This window comes from Ruegeria sp. BG3, from assembly GCF_056538485.1.
The window spans coordinates 68,788-82,954 of record NZ_JBQFTE010000008.1; the positions used below are offsets into that span (position 1 = coordinate 68,788).

Sequence of the window (14,167 nt, forward strand, 5' to 3'; positions counted from 1 at the left end):
AGGGCATTTCGACCGGCTAAGCGGGTTCCAGTGTCTTGATCCTTTCCGCGGTCACGTGCTGATCCAGATGGCAGGCCACGAAATGCCCCTCATCCACTTCCACCAGCTGGATCGACTCGTCCGAAGGCTGATCCGGGATGCGCAGTGACACCCCGTCCGGGCCATTCCAGGCAACCGGATGGATCATGTCCCCCTCAAAGCGGATCGGCTTGAATTCGGCGTCGGGGTCGGGATGCGCTACGGCGGACAGCAACGCCTTGGTGTAAGGGTGCTGCGGGTTGAAAAAGATCTTGTCGGTCGGGCCATATTCCATGAACCGCCCCCGATACATCACCGCCACCCGGTGCGAGATCTGCGCAACCACCGCCAGGTCATGCGCGATGAACAGGAAGCTGACACCCTGTTCGGCCTGTACGTCCTTCAACAGCGCGACGATCTCGGCCTGAATCGACACGTCCAGCGCCGAGACGCATTCGTCGCAAACAACAAACTTGGGCTTGGAAACCAGCGCGCGCGCTATGCAGATCCGCTGCCGCTGCCCACCGGAGAACGCATGCGGGAAGCGCCGCAGATGCTCCAGGTCGATCTTGCAACGCGCCGCGATCTCGCGCACCCGTTCGTCGATCTGGTCCCGGTCCGTGATGAGACCCGAGGCCACAAGCGGTTCGGCTATGATATCCCGCACCGTCATGCGCGGGTTCAGTGAGGAATACGGGTCCTGAAAGACAAGGCCCATTTCCGGGCGGAAGCTGCGTAGCAAGTTGCCACCGAGGTTGTGCAACTGAACCGGCCCTTCATGGAATGCCATGTTGATCTTGCTGCGCACCGCGCGCAGCTCAGCCTCGGAGGCGTGGGCAAGGTCGATATCGCCCTTTTTCTTGCGGTGAAAGATCACCTCGCCTTCGCTGGGATCAATGGCGCGCAGCATCGCGCGGCCAACGGTGGTTTTGCCTGATCCGCTTTCGCCGACGAGGCCCACGGTTTCGCCCTTTAAGATGTCGAAAGTGATGTCACTAACCGCGTGGACCGTTTCAACCTCGGTTCGGAACAACTTCTTCTTTCTCACCTCGAATTCGACGCCCAGATTGTTGACGTCAATCAGCTTTTTGCTCTTCTTCAACGGCGCGGGCGGGACGACCTTGTCCAGCCGCGGAACCGCGTCCAGCAAGCGCTGGGTATAGGCCTGTTGCGGATTGTTGATGACCTCGCGCACGGTGCCGCGCTCAACAATCTCACCCTTGTACATCACCGCAATGTCGTCCGCGACCTGAGCCACGACACCCAGATCGTGGGTGATGAAAATCATGCTCATGCCCAGCTCGCTCTGCAGATCACGCATCAGTTGCAGAACCTGCGCCTGAATGGTCACGTCCAGCGCGGTTGTCGGCTCATCTGCGATCAGCAGCTGCGGGCCCGCCGAAAGGGCCAGCGCGATCATGGCACGCTGGCGCATGCCACCCGACATCTCGTGCGGGAATTGATCCACGCGGGCGGAGGGGTTGGTGATGCCGACCTTGTCCAGCATCTCAATCGCCAGCTCACGCGCCTGGCGTTTGTTCAGACCGCGATGCAGCTGGATCGCCTCCATGATCTGGTTGCCGATAGTGTAGATCGGCGAAAAGCTGGCCATCGGCTCCTGAAAGATCATCCCGATCTCGCCGCCGCGGATCACGCCCATGCGTGGGTCATGGGGGCGCACCTTGGCCAGGTCGACGGATTTACCGTCCTTCATGACGTAGTTGATCTCGGACCGCTGATAGATGCTGGCAATGCCGGGCAGCAGCTGCATCACCGCCTTGGTCGACACGGATTTGCCCGAGCCACTTTCGCCCACGATGCCCAGCGTCTTGCCCTTCTCAAGCGAGAATGAGACATCGCGAACCGGCTGGATCAGCCCTTCGTCTGTGCGGAAAGACAGGGTCAGGTTTTTGACGTCCAGGATGTTTGCCATCACTTCGCCTCCGCATAAGGGTCAGCCGCGTCGCGCAACCCGTCGCCGATAACGGTGAAGGCCAGAACGGCCACCACCACGAACACGGCGGGAATGAACAGCCATGGGGTTTGCTCAATCGCGCGCACCGATTGCGCCTGTTGCAGCAGAACACCCCACGAGACCGACGGCGGGCGCAGGCCCAGGCCAACGAAGGACAGAGCGGTTTCCGACAGGATCATATAGGGAAAAGAGATCACCAGATCGACGATGATGAAGCTGGTGAAACTGGGCAGCATGTGCTGACCGATGATGCGCTTGGGGCGCGCACCGGCCAGTCGGGCCGCAACCACATAGTCTTCGTTTCGGATCGACAAAAGCTGCGACCGGATACGCCGCGCCAATGTCGGCCAGCCAAAGAGGCCAAGGATCAGTGTCATCGCAAAATAGACCTGTGTGGTCGACCACTCCTTGGGCATGGCGGCCGCCAGTCCCATGTAAAGCGGGATGATGGGCACAACGCGGATCACCTCGGTCACACGCTGGATGACGTTGTCGATGAGGCCGCTGAAATACCCGGCAATCCCGCCGATGATCAGCGCCAGTACAAATGAGATCAGCACCCCGATCACACCAATCGAAAGAGACGTCCGCGTGGCATAGATGGTGCGCGAGAACACATCCCGCCCCAGATCATCTGTGCCCCAGAAATGAATCTTGGCGTCCGGGTTCTGCAAGCCGATCAGGTGGCGGTCGGTTGGGATAAAGCCCAGAACCTTGACCGGTTCGCCTTTTACGAACAGCCCCAGATAGTTGCGCACCTCGGGATCGGGCACCGACACGGCCCGCAGGGTCACCGGATCACGCTCGGTCTTGGTGCCGTTGATAAAGGGCACGACCGAGCATCCGTTGTCATCGCAAAAGCGCGGGATTTGCGGCGGTCCTTCGATATAGGAGGTATCGCGCGTGACTGGGCCATAGGGGGCGACAAATTCGGCAAACAATCCGGCCAGCGCCATCAGCCCCAGCACGATCGAGGCATACATCGCGGCGCGGTGCTTTTTGAAACGCCACCAGATCAGGGTCCATTGCGAAGCCGAGTAGTATTTCAGCAACTGCTGACGTTCTTTTTCTGCAGCCCGACGCTGGGCCGGGGTCATTTCGGGATCTGTCATATCGGTCATGTCACGCCCCCAGCTTGATGCGCGGGTCAAGCCACGCCAACAGCAGATCGGAAAGGAAATTCATGAACACGATGGCAAAGGTCAGCATCAGCAGGATCGCACCCGCCACGTTCATGTCGAGGTCGAGATACGCTTTCAGCAGCAGCTCACCCAGTTCGGTCAGGCCCAGAACCACGGCCACGATCGGCAGCTCGGAAAAGATCCGGTTCACGTCAAACCCGATGGTAGAGACGACCGGGTTGATTGCCAGCCGGGCCGGGTATTTGATCAGCAGCTTCCGCTCGGGCACACCGCGCGCGCGGGCTGCGGTGACGGATAGCTTGTTCAACTCATCCGACATGGTCGCGCGCACGGTCTGGATTTGGTAGGCCACTGCCGACCAGGCCAGAACCACCGCAGGCAACCACAGGTGTTTGAGCATGTCCCAGACCTTGGCCACGCTCCACGGGGCGTCCTGATACTGGGCCGAGAACAAGCCGCCGATATCCGCCCCAAACCAGCGGTTGGCGAAATACAGCATGACCAGCGCCAGCAAAAAGTTTGGCAGAGCGAGGCCCAGATACGAGAAAATGGTCAGACCATAGTCAATGGCCGAACCGCGCCGCACGGCCGCGTAGATCCCAACGGGGATCGAGATCAGATAGGTCAGGATCAGCGTCGCGAACAGGATGCCTGCGGTCAGCCAAACCTTGTCACCGATCACCTTGGTGACCGAGGTTTCAAAGGCAAATGCCTGCCCGAAGTCCCAGCGCAGAACGATACCGCCAATCCAGTCGAAATACCGAAGCAACATCGGCTTGTCCAAACCCAGTTCCTGACGGATGGCTTGCACATCGGCCTCGGTCACGTTGACCCCGGTGCCCGAGTATTTTCGGAACGCGTAGCGATCTGCGTAATCTCCCGGTGGGATTTCCATGATCAGGAACACCATCATCGACACCAGAAGCATCGTGATGGCCATTCCTACTAATCGTTCGGCGGTGAATCTGAGCATGCGTCTGTCCCGAAATTGCAGCTTGGGCTGCAAACTCCGGGGCGTCTGCTGCAAACGCCCCGGAGGAAAATGTCAAACCCGTATGGGGGTTACTGTTCCAGCCACCACTGCGAGGGGCGGTAGGGGTAGGTCCAGTAGAAGTCGTAGGTTTTCGACTTGATGGGTTTGACGTTCTGCAGGTCGTTGCGCCACAGGAAGGGGGCAACGATGTCACCGACGGTACCGATCTTCAGCATGTTGTCCGTGTGGATCTTGACGATTTCTGCACCGATTTCATTGCTGGTGTCCGAGCCGAACTCAGCCTGAATGAACTGCTCGCTCAACTCCCACAGCTTTTGGATATCGGCTGGGGGTTCAACGCCTTCGGCCCCATCGGTCTGTTTCCATGTGGCCCATTTGGCACCGGTGCCCGGGTTGAAGAAGTCGCCAAAGGGCGGCACGAAAACGGTGGTATCCTGCGAGATGGTCGGGCCGGCATTGCCGTCATATTTCCAGGTCGTCAGATCCAGATCGTTGTTGTTGCCCGAGGCGCGGTATTCGTCCGAGGTAACCTCTTTCAGGTCAACGCGCACGCCCACGGCGGTCCAGTAATCCCGCACCAGCTCCATCATTTTCACCGGCACACCCTGCGAGGAATAGACCAGGCGAATGACCAAAGGCTTGCCGTCCGGACGCTCCAACGTGCCGTCACCGTCACTGTCGCTCAGGCCCATTTCAGCCAGAAGGGCCTTGGCGCCTTCGACGTCATAGGCGATGTCCTTGGTCAGCACGTCGTCCGAAATGAACGACACCGTCTTGGGCTCGGCCGGAACACCCTGCATCGGAGTGCCCTGACCCAGATAGACGATCTCGTTGATTTCATCGCGGTTCATCGCCAGCGACATGGCACGGTTGAAGCGCACATCGTTGAAGATTTCGCGCAGCACCTCGTCGTTATGGGTGCGGTTGAACGAGAAGAACACGTTTTCACCCAGAGTCGGTGCGAACTGGATTGTGTAGCCGCCCTTGGCTTCGTTCTCTTTCAGCAGCGGGAAGTCTTCCAGGAAGATCGCCTGCTGTTTCCAGACAACCTCTCCGTTCATGACCTTGAGGTTCTGAACTTCCTTGTCGCTGACATAGCTCTCAACGATTTCGTTGATATAGGGCAGCTGGTTGCCCGCAGTGTCGACTTGGTGGAAATAGGGGTTTGCCACCAGTTTGCGACCTTCCGAGGTCTCTTCGACAACGATGTGGCTTTCCAGGGTCGGCACAACCGCACGGCCAATCGCAGCGGCTTTGTCAGCGTCTTTCAGCAGCGGCGAGGGAACGTCTTTCCAGTCCGAGCCGCCATAGTAGAAATCAACCGCTTCGGCACCGTTAGCGAAACCGTATTCCTGCGCCAGCGCATCGGCGTTTTCGTTGTATTTGGGCATGAACTGGCCCAGGAAATGCTTGGGCTGGAACGGCTGGCCGTAGTCGACGGCAAAGCGATTCAGAATGCCCGGCGTCGGCACCGGGAAGGTCATGCGGACGGTCACGTCGTCAACCGCCTCAACATTGATCGGCTCGCCTGCAAACAGCCAGCGATCCGGGGTTTTTTCCAGAATGTCGGTGTTCAGCAGCAGATCATTGTACCAGAAGGCAACATCTTCGGCGGTGAAGGGTTCGCCGTCCGACCATTTGTGGCCCTCGCGCAGCGTGATCGTCAGAACGGTTTTGTCTTCGTTCCAGTCCCATGCCTTGGCGACGTTGGGCACAACCGTCTGCAGGTCATCCGCATAGCGCACAAAGTTCACGTGGCGCACAGACAGCAGGTCCGACGTGCCCGACTCGGTCGCTTTCGAGATGCCGGTGATCGCGCCGCCATACTGGCCGATGCTGTCATAGGGCATCACGACCAGAGGCTCGGTCGGCAGACGGTCTGCGACAGCGGCCAGGTCGGCGTTGCCAAGGATTTTGCCGTTCAGGTCGGCAATCGCAGGGTTTTCCGAGAATTCCAGGGTGCAGGATGCAGCCGATTGCAGCTCGGCCAGTTCCAACTGCTGCGGGAACGCGGGCTCTAGCCCCATTGGATCAGCGACGGTGGCGACCGGGCAATTTGCCAGCGCGGGAACCGCAATCATCGTCGCGGCAGTGGACATCAGGATATGACGGATCGTCATGACAACCTCCAGGTTTGTTCGACGACCCGGTTAAGGGGCTATTGTAACAGTTTAATAATGAGTGATCGTTTATAGCTTTAAACTATGGCGCGCCTATTCGTTAACGCTCGCCAAAGTTTCTTGAGTAATTTCATAGAATTGCCGGACAGTGGCCGACGCTGCCATCGCGGGCATCGAAACCAAAAACTGATGAGCGCTTAGTTTTTGATCGTTAATCGAGATGAATTTCAGATCCTTGTCTGCGGCCACCAACTCCGATTCGAAGCCTACCCCTTCGCCCACGCCAGCCCTGACCAGAGAGGTGATCGACCCCCAGGAGCCGAGGCCCAGAATGGTTTCCGGCACGATTCCAGCTTCTGAGGCTGCGCGTTCGAAGATCTGACGCGTACCGGCATTTGGCTCCCGCTGTATTAGTCTCAGTTTCGCGACATCCGCCCAACTAAGGGTTTCGACGTCTCGCAATGCACCTTCGTTTTGGGCCACTATGCCGATCCGAAACGAGGCGACCTTTTGGCAATGCATCGTCTCCAGCGGTTCGAGCGCGGTGACAAAGGCGACATCCAGATCACCGGTGCGCAGCAAGGGCAACAGGTCAAGGCTAGCCATTGCACGCGCATTCAGGGTGACACCCGGATGGGTCTGGATAAATCGGGCAATAGGAGGCATGGCGATCTGATAGGTTGAATAGCCCACCCAAAAACTGCCCGACTTCAGGTCTTTCCGCGCGCCAATCGCCAGATCGACCTCGGACTTCAACGCCAGCAGAGCCTTGATCTGTGGACGCAGTGTTTCGAACACTTCGGTGGTTTCAATACCCTTGTTGCCCCGCCGCAAAAAGCGACACTCGGTTTGCCGCTCCAAGGCGACGATCAGGTTGGAAACCGTGGGTTGAGAGACGCCCAACTCTTCTGCCGCAGCCGTGAAACTGCCGGTGCGGGCAACCGCCTCAAGCGCTTTGAGCTGGCGGATGCTCGGTTGTACATTGCTGGGCATGGTCGGTTTCCTTCGCTCGCGCTGTCGTGCAGGTGATCCGGAACAGACACAAAGTTCAATGCCCGGATACGCTTTCCTAGCTTTATCCGTTTTCATTTCCCGCCCGTCCAGTGCGCATGGGAGCGGGTTAAGTCAGGACTTACCGGTCTAAATTGCCTAATTCTTAATCGTTCTCGCCTGTATGCTGATTTTTTAAACAAAAAACTCGCATCTTCTTGTGATTTGAGATGTGGCCGCGCAATCTCGGATGTTAGTCAGAAGCCATGCTCCAACGCCTGCCACTTCTGGTTTTCTCCGATCTCGATGGTACTCTGCTGAACCATCAAGACTATAGCTGGGACGCCGCACAACCCGCGCTAAAGCGGCTTCGGGACATTGGCGCGGGGCTCGTGCTGGCCAGCAGTAAAACCGCTGCCGAGATTATTGGCTTGCGCCAAGCCATAGGCTTTTCAAACCTGCCGTCGATCGTCGAAAATGGGGCTGGCATTCTGGCACCCGGCCACCCAGAAACCGGCGGGCCATCCGAATACCTGAACATTCTGAATATCCTGCAACACCTCCCACCCGGCTTTCGCGGCTTCGCAGATATGAGCGTGCAGGAGGTGAGCGACAGGACCGGCCTTGATCTCGTAGAGGCAGAGAAAGCCCAGGATCGGCATTTCAGCGAACCGGGCGTGTGGGATGGCGCGCCAGAGGATCTTGACAGGTTTATCTCCGAAGCCGGGCGGTACGGCCTTAAGGCCAGGCAAGGCGGTCGATTTCTCACTTTGTCGTTCGGAAAGACCAAAGCGGATGCCATGTCCGACGTGATCCGCCAGCTGAAACCGGAAAGAACCATCGCGCTTGGGGACGCACCGAACGATCTGGAAATGATCCTTGCCGCCGACGCCGGTGTGGTTGTCGCAAACGGGCATGGCGCATCCATTCCGCTCCAGACACCCGAAGCCGAGCAGCGGATATTCAGAACCACACGCGAAGGCCCCGAAGGCTGGGCCGAGGCCATTCTGACCCTCACCGCATCCGATCACAAAGACAGTTAACCAAGACAGGCAGCCCAAATGGCAGACTTCCATCAAAACGGAAACATCACCACGCTTCACAACCTGCGAAGCCGTCCGGCCGAGCACCTGGTGCACGAAATCTCGGTCTTTGCCGAAACGCGCAAGGTGACACTGATCCTGCCTTGTCTCTACTCTGAACTGGAAGGTCCGGCCCTTACTGGGATTATCGACGAACTGTCAAAGGTCAATTACCTGCATCGCATCATCATCGGGCTCGATCAGGCCGACGCAGAACAATACCAACGCGCCAGAGCGTTTTTCGACCGTTTGCCCCAAAAGCATGTTGTGATCTGGAACAGCAGCCCCCGGATGTTACAACTGGAAGACCGGCTGCGCGACCTTGGCCTTGCACCACAGGAACCCGGCAAGGGCAAAAACGTCTGGTCCTGTATCGGCTACCTGCTGGCCTGCGCCGACAGCTCGGTCATGGCGATCCATGACTGCGATATCGTGACCTATAAACGGGATATGCTGGATCGGCTGGTCTACCCCGTGGTCAACCCAACCTTCCCGTTCCAGATGGCAAAGGGTTTTTATCCGCGCATCGGCAATGGCAACCTGAACGGCCGTGTCACGCGGCTGCTGGTCAGCCCTCTACTAATCGCGCTGAAGAAGGTGATCGGAGATCGGGACTATATCGATTACCTACGCAGCTTCCGGTATCCGCTGTCAGGCGAGTTTGCCATTCGCACACCGACCCTGCCCGATCTACGCATCCCGTCGGACTGGGGGCTGGAAATCGGCGTTCTTTCCGAAGCCTGGAGGAACCTCGCGCCCAAATCCGTCTGCCAGGTCGAGATTGCCGACAATTACGATCACAAGCATCAGAAGCTGTCACCCGAAGATGCCAACACAGGGCTGAGCCGGATGTCGACCGACATATGCAAGGCCATTTTCCGTAAACTGGCCGCAGATGGTACCGTATTCACCACAAACACATTCCGGACCCTCAAGGCGACCTATTATCGCTCGGCTCTGGATTTGCTCGAGGGTTACTATACCGACGCAAAGATGAACGGCTTGGCACTTGACCGCCACACCGAGGAAAAGTCGATCGAGCTCTTTGCCGAAAACATCATCCGCGCCGGTCGGGTCTTTTTGGAGAACCCCCATGAGACGCCGTTTATCCCGACATGGAACCGGGTCCATGCCGCAGATGCCGAGTTCCTGCACCACCTGAGCGAAGCGGTCGCGCTGGATCTGGATGAGTTCACACCGCAGGGGCGTTCGTGATCCAGCGACACTGATAAGGCGCCAGTGAGAATTCGGACATGTTGGCACCAAAGACCTCGCCGGTCAGGGCGTCCATCCATGTTTCTTCTGCAATCAGGTTTACCTCTGTCGGGTTGATCTGCACGTGATCCGCAGACACGTTGTGCAAGGCAAAAATGGATTGGCTTCGATCCAGACTCTGCCGCCAGATGCCGAAAACCCTTTCGTCGAGCCGTAGGGTAAACTGCGTCGCATTCGGGTGGAACGCCGATTGCTGCGCGCGAATGCGCAAACGGCGCGACATTTCCGACAACACTCGGGATTGATCCGATCCGGGGTCGGCGAGCTTTGACAAAAGGTCCGGATAGTGCCAGCGATGCCGGTTGATCGCCCTGTTCATCCCGCGACGTTCCACCGCCTCATGGTCGTTTGGGGTGGCTAGAAGAGAATGGATGTAGAATGCGGGAATACCCTCAAGTGACATCACAATGGTCTGCGAACAGATAAAACGCGCCAGGTGAAAATGGTCTTCACCGTCAAAGGTCGCGCGCATGGCCTCGAAAAAGGCGCAGTTCAATTCATAAGGTTCTTCGCGACCATCTGGTAAGGCGCGCATGGAAACCAGCCCGCCCAGCCTTCGCACGGTGTCGATCATCCGCGTCTTTTCTTCGGGTGGCAGCAACCCTTCTGCGGGCCGCATCCCGATACCATCATGGCTGGCGGTGAAATTCAGATAGGCGCACCCCAATTGTGCCGGAGGCATGGCCGCCTGCCAGTCACGCAAATACCGTGCCGTGCCAGACTGCATAGCGTGCAGGATCAACGGAGGCAGGGGAAAATTGTAGACAGCATGCGCCTCGTTACGATTGCCGAAATAGCTTAAGTTTTCGGTTCGCGGAACATTGGTTTCAGTCAGCAGGACGACCGTCTCTGTCGTGAAGTCGCAAAGAAGCCGGAGCAGCTGCACGATCGCGTGCGTCTGAGGAAGGTGGATCGACGTCGTACCCACCTCTTTCCAAATGAAGGCCACGGCATCCAGCCGCAGGATGCGCACGCCCTTGTCGATATGCAGTCGGATGATCCGAAGCATTTCGATCAAAACCTCAGGATTGCGGAAATCCAGATCAATCTGATCGTGGCTGAACGTACACCAGACGTGACGGTCGCCACGGCTCGTTTCAACCTGACGCAAAAGCGGGGTGGTTCTGGGCCGTACCACCGGCTGCAGATCATCTTCAGGCTTAGCCTCGAAGAAGAACCTGTCATGCGGCGGCTTTCCCTGCAGGTAGTTGTTGAACCATAGCCCCTGACTGGACACGTGGTTGAGTACAAGATCCGACATCAGGTGGAAATCACCCGCGATACGCGTAATGTCCGGCCAATCCCCCAATTGCGCGCTGACGCTGTAGTAATCCGAAACCGCAAATCCATCGTCGGATGTGAAGGGAAAGAATGGCAGGATATGCACGCCGTTCACGACCCCCTGCAGATGACGCACAAGAAAATCGTGCAACAGGTCTAGTGGTTTATGAACCTGATCTTCGATGGAATTGCCGTAAGTGATCAGAACACTGTCTCGCTCCGACCAAAGACCATTGCCGGGCTTTCGCCCCTGCTTTCTTTGGTGGTGCCCTGGCGGCCAGAACGCTTGCACAATCTGCTCGGATAATTCTGCATGGTCATGGTCCGGGTAGATACGGATCAGAAGATCCGTCAGTCGCCGGGAGAAATTCTGGCTCATGGTCGTTGTGCTTGGCTCGGCTTCGTCAAATGCCAATTGTTCGCCAGAGCAGTAGATCTGTCAAACAAGTCCAATTCCAGCTGCGCACCATCCCTAGGTTTATCGATCCATCTGCCTGTAAATTGGTCGATTTCAAAGAAAAAATAACGCGCTTGCGATGTGGCCATCGCGCATAGCATCCTTCGGATATCGATTACTCTTGACGGAATCTTGGATTGGTTCTCAACGCGAAGACTTCGAAAGTCGTGCTCCGGCTAGCCAAGACACTTTGGGCTGTCAAAAGTTTGCAACAGCTCTGGGAACGATGACTCGCCCGACCAGAAACCTAACATGCATCGTCCTCACAAGTCTGCGTTCTGTCCTCAATGGCCAGCCACTTGTCAGATGCCGAATTTTTCATGACAAAGATCGGTGATCTGTTGCCAGATTGATTTGAATTCCGGCGTGTTTTCGGCTGCGTAGTGGAAGTTTTTCATCAAACCGGTGAGTTGCGTAAACACCTGCCGTACTTCGGCTTTGTCTGCGAAATCGGCTGTGGACTGGGTGACATCGTAGACCAGTTTGAAGGTCATTTTTTGCCGCTCCAACGGCACGGTTGCATCCACCTGATCAAAGGCATCCTGCTGAAGGTAGACCATATCCACAAACAGCGCTTTTTGTTGGGTGACAAAGTCCTCGATAGTGACGCCCTCTTCGCCGGTGACCTGCATCATTTGGTCGACCTGCTCACCTTTTTCGATCAAGGCCAGCAGGTCCCTAACCTTACCCGTCCAACCGGGTTCCGCGTTCTTGTCATACCAGTCGGAAAGCTGATCCGTGTAGCGCGACCAACTGAGCATCGGGTCAACGGCCGGATAGAACCGCTTATAGGCCCGCTCCGAGGACAAGCCGAGGAAACATTTCACGGTAGACAGAGTGGACTGCGTGACCGGTTCATCAAAGTTGCCTCCAGCGGGTGACACCGTCCCGATCAAAGTCAGGCTGCCCAGATCGTCATCATTGGTTTTCAACGCGCCCGCGCGTTCGTACAAACCCTTGATCGAGCTTTCCAGATAGGCCGGAAACCCCTCCTCGCCCGGAATTTCTTCCAGTTTGCCGGAGGTTTCACGCATCGCTTGCGCCCAACGGCTGGTGCTGTCGGCAATCAGCAAGACGTCATAACCCATCTGGCGGTAATACTCGCCCAGCGTGATGCCGGTGAAGATTGAGGCCTCGCGCGCGGCTACCGGCATTGAGGACGTGTTACAGATGATGATCGTGCGATCCATCAGGCTGCCGCCGGTGGTCGGGTCGGTCATCTTGGGGAATTCGTGGATCGTCTCGACCACCTCACCGGCGCGTTCACCACAGGCCACGACGATGACGATATCTACCTTGGCATTCCGCGCGATCAGGTTTTGCAGCACCGTCTTACCTGCCCCAAAAGGGCCGGGAATGCAGGCCGTTCCGCCTCGGGCGATCGGGAAGAACGTATCAATCAGGCGCTGCGAGGTCAGAACCGGCTCGGTCGGATAGAGGCGTTCGGACAGGGCGCGTTTGAGGATGCTCTCTGGCAAGGGGCGCCGTACTGGCCATTTCTGCGACAGGGTGAGTGTGTGTTCACCACCCTGCTCATCCTCTAGCCGGGCAACGATGTCGTGGATCGTGGCCGCGCCCTTCTGGACCCAAACGACCTTGTAGTCGCCTGTCCAATTGAAGGGCAACATGATCTTGTGGCTGAAGTGGCCTTCGGGCACCGTGCCAATACTGTCGCCTGCTGTGACCGTATCACCGACCTTGACCGACGGCGTGAATGACCATTTTGCCTGATCGTCGAGCGGGGCAACGTCTGCCCCGCGCGGCAGGAATGTTCCAAACTCGCTGGCCACCTTGGGCAGCGGCGATTGCAGGCCATCAAACACCTGCCCCAACAAGCCCGGCCCGAGTTCGACTGACAGCAACTGGCCCGATTGTTCTACCGGATCGCCGACGGCGACACCGTCGGTGCTCTCATAGACTTGAACATCCGCTATATCACCGCGTACGCGCAACACTTCGGCCTTTAGCCGCTCTTGCCTGCCGCCTGGGCCGGGGCGCGTGGGCAGGATGAAGACCACCTCGTTCTTGACCAGCTGTCCGGGCTGGCCCGAGGCATCGGCGTTCGCTTGGATCTGCACCAGCCCCTCTTGCACCGAAACGACGCGGGCGGTGGCGGTCTGCGTGGCGGGGGTTGGGGCGGTCATGCGTATGCTCCCTCAAAATCGATATCGGCAACATCGGCCATGGCCTGTTGCGCCAGATGCTCAAATCTCTTGGCCGCGTCCTGCGCGTTGCTTTGCGCCCAGCGGTCGAAAATATTCCATTTCAGCACATAGATCGCCACCGCTTCGAAATCGAAGTAGTGACGAGATGCGTGTCGTTTCAGTTGCTTGTGACTGACCGATAAGAGCAACCGTTCAAGGCCCAATGGATCTTCGGCATCCAATAGCTGTTTCGCGTCCTTGATCCATGGCATCGCGCCTTCAAGACGGAAATGCGGATCGCCCCAATTCTCGGGGATGTGCCGGCTCCAACGGCCCATGCCGAACACCCCTGACGGGGCACCACCGCCTTGCTTACGCAGGCGAAGCGCGGCAACGACGGTGCGCAGATCCATGCGTTCCACAAGGATCTTCCGCAGAGTTGGTTGCGGCGTATCCTCCAGTGCTTCTTTGCATCGCTTCATGGCCTGAGCATCCGTCACGTCCATGTCATAGCCGCTCCAGTTCAGAGCATGCTCCAACGCCTTCAAAACGCGCGTGTCCTCGGATGTCAGCGCCGTCAAACGCCGCTCAAGGCGGAGGCGCGACAAGGGCGGCTGCTTTGCGACGAACAACCGTTCCGAGCCCGGCAGGCTGCTGATCAAAGCGATATAGGCGTCGGGGTCCGGCAT

General features: G+C 57.8%; 10 protein-coding genes. 2 read left to right on the forward strand and 8 right to left on the reverse strand.

Annotated elements, in window-relative coordinates:
• Positions 1-16: 16 nt before the first annotated feature.
• From ACR0AI_RS13640 to ACR0AI_RS13660, 5 genes are all read right to left on the reverse strand, one after another.
• Entirely contained in the window at positions 17-1,951 is a 1,935-nt protein-coding gene (locus tag ACR0AI_RS13640) for an ABC transporter ATP-binding protein (RefSeq protein ID WP_480674763.1), read from the reverse strand.
• Entirely contained in the window at positions 1,951-3,114 is a 1,164-nt protein-coding gene (locus ACR0AI_RS13645) for an ABC transporter permease (protein ID WP_480674765.1), read from the reverse strand. The genes ACR0AI_RS13640 and ACR0AI_RS13645 overlap by 1 nt, the downstream gene beginning before the upstream one ends.
• Before the next feature lies 1 nt (position 3,115).
• The gene (locus ACR0AI_RS13650) at positions 3,116-4,108 is read right to left on the reverse strand and encodes an ABC transporter permease (RefSeq protein WP_480555242.1); all 993 of its coding nucleotides are present in this window, start codon (positions 4,106-4,108) and stop codon (positions 3,116-3,118) included.
• Between the two features lie 89 nt (positions 4,109-4,197).
• Positions 4,198-6,249 (reverse strand): ABC transporter substrate-binding protein, encoded by a 2,052-nt coding sequence (locus tag ACR0AI_RS13655; RefSeq protein WP_480674767.1) that lies wholly within the window; start codon positions 6,247-6,249, stop codon positions 4,198-4,200.
• Between the two features lie 93 nt (positions 6,250-6,342).
• Positions 6,343-7,242: a LysR substrate-binding domain-containing protein gene (locus ACR0AI_RS13660; RefSeq protein ID WP_480674769.1), complete on the reverse strand. Its 900-nt coding sequence runs from the start codon at positions 7,240-7,242 to the stop codon at positions 6,343-6,345.
• A 263-nt stretch (positions 7,243-7,505) separates the two neighbouring features.
• Here ACR0AI_RS13660 and ACR0AI_RS13665 point away from each other — a divergent pair, with 263 nt between their 5' ends.
• Both ACR0AI_RS13665 and ACR0AI_RS13670 read left to right on the forward strand, forming a co-directional pair.
• Positions 7,506-8,282 (forward strand): HAD-IIB family hydrolase, encoded by a 777-nt coding sequence (locus ACR0AI_RS13665; RefSeq protein WP_480674771.1) that lies wholly within the window; start codon positions 7,506-7,508, stop codon positions 8,280-8,282.
• 18 nt (positions 8,283-8,300) lie between these two features.
• Complete coding sequence (locus ACR0AI_RS13670; protein WP_480674773.1) at positions 8,301-9,536, forward strand: glycosyltransferase family protein; 1,236 nt, start codon at positions 8,301-8,303, stop codon at positions 9,534-9,536.
• Here ACR0AI_RS13670 and ACR0AI_RS13675 read toward each other — a convergent pair.
• The 3 genes from ACR0AI_RS13675 to ACR0AI_RS13685 form a co-directional block, all read right to left on the reverse strand.
• Positions 9,514-11,256: a sugar phosphorylase gene (locus ACR0AI_RS13675; RefSeq protein WP_480674775.1), complete on the reverse strand. Its 1,743-nt coding sequence runs from the start codon at positions 11,254-11,256 to the stop codon at positions 9,514-9,516. The two genes, ACR0AI_RS13670 and ACR0AI_RS13675, sit on opposite strands and share 23 nt — an antisense overlap.
• A gap of 380 nt (positions 11,257-11,636) precedes the next feature.
• Positions 11,637-13,478, reverse strand: a complete 1,842-nt coding sequence (locus ACR0AI_RS13680) for a V-type ATP synthase subunit A (protein ID WP_480674777.1) — start codon at positions 13,476-13,478, stop codon at positions 11,637-11,639.
• Entirely contained in the window at positions 13,475-14,167 is a 693-nt protein-coding gene (locus ACR0AI_RS13685) for a hypothetical protein (RefSeq protein WP_480674779.1), read from the reverse strand. Before ACR0AI_RS13685 ends, ACR0AI_RS13680 begins: the two co-directional genes overlap by 4 nt.

Coding starts and splice junctions, on each gene's coding strand:
- ACR0AI_RS13640 (WP_480674763.1), bottom strand. CDS start 1,951: ATGGCAAACATCCTGGACGTCAAAAACCTGACCCTGTCTTTCCGCACA.
- ACR0AI_RS13645 (WP_480674765.1), bottom strand. CDS start 3,114: ATGACCGATATGACAGATCCCGAAATGACCCCGGCCCAGCGTCGGGCT.
- ACR0AI_RS13655 (WP_480674767.1), bottom strand. CDS start 6,249: ATGACGATCCGTCATATCCTGATGTCCACTGCCGCGACGATGATTGCG.
- ACR0AI_RS13685 (WP_480674779.1), bottom strand. CDS start 14,167: ATGCCGGACCCCGACGCCTATATCGCTTTGATCAGCAGCCTGCCGGGC.
- ACR0AI_RS13660 (WP_480674769.1), bottom strand. CDS start 7,242: ATGCCCAGCAATGTACAACCGAGCATCCGCCAGCTCAAAGCGCTTGAG.
- ACR0AI_RS13670 (WP_480674773.1), top strand. CDS start 8,301: ATGGCAGACTTCCATCAAAACGGAAACATCACCACGCTTCACAACCTG.
- ACR0AI_RS13665 (WP_480674771.1), top strand. CDS start 7,506: ATGCTCCAACGCCTGCCACTTCTGGTTTTCTCCGATCTCGATGGTACT.
- ACR0AI_RS13650 (WP_480555242.1), bottom strand. CDS start 4,108: ATGCTCAGATTCACCGCCGAACGATTAGTAGGAATGGCCATCACGATG.
- ACR0AI_RS13675 (WP_480674775.1), bottom strand. CDS start 11,256: ATGAGCCAGAATTTCTCCCGGCGACTGACGGATCTTCTGATCCGTATC.
- ACR0AI_RS13680 (WP_480674777.1), bottom strand. CDS start 13,478: ATGACCGCCCCAACCCCCGCCACGCAGACCGCCACCGCCCGCGTCGTT.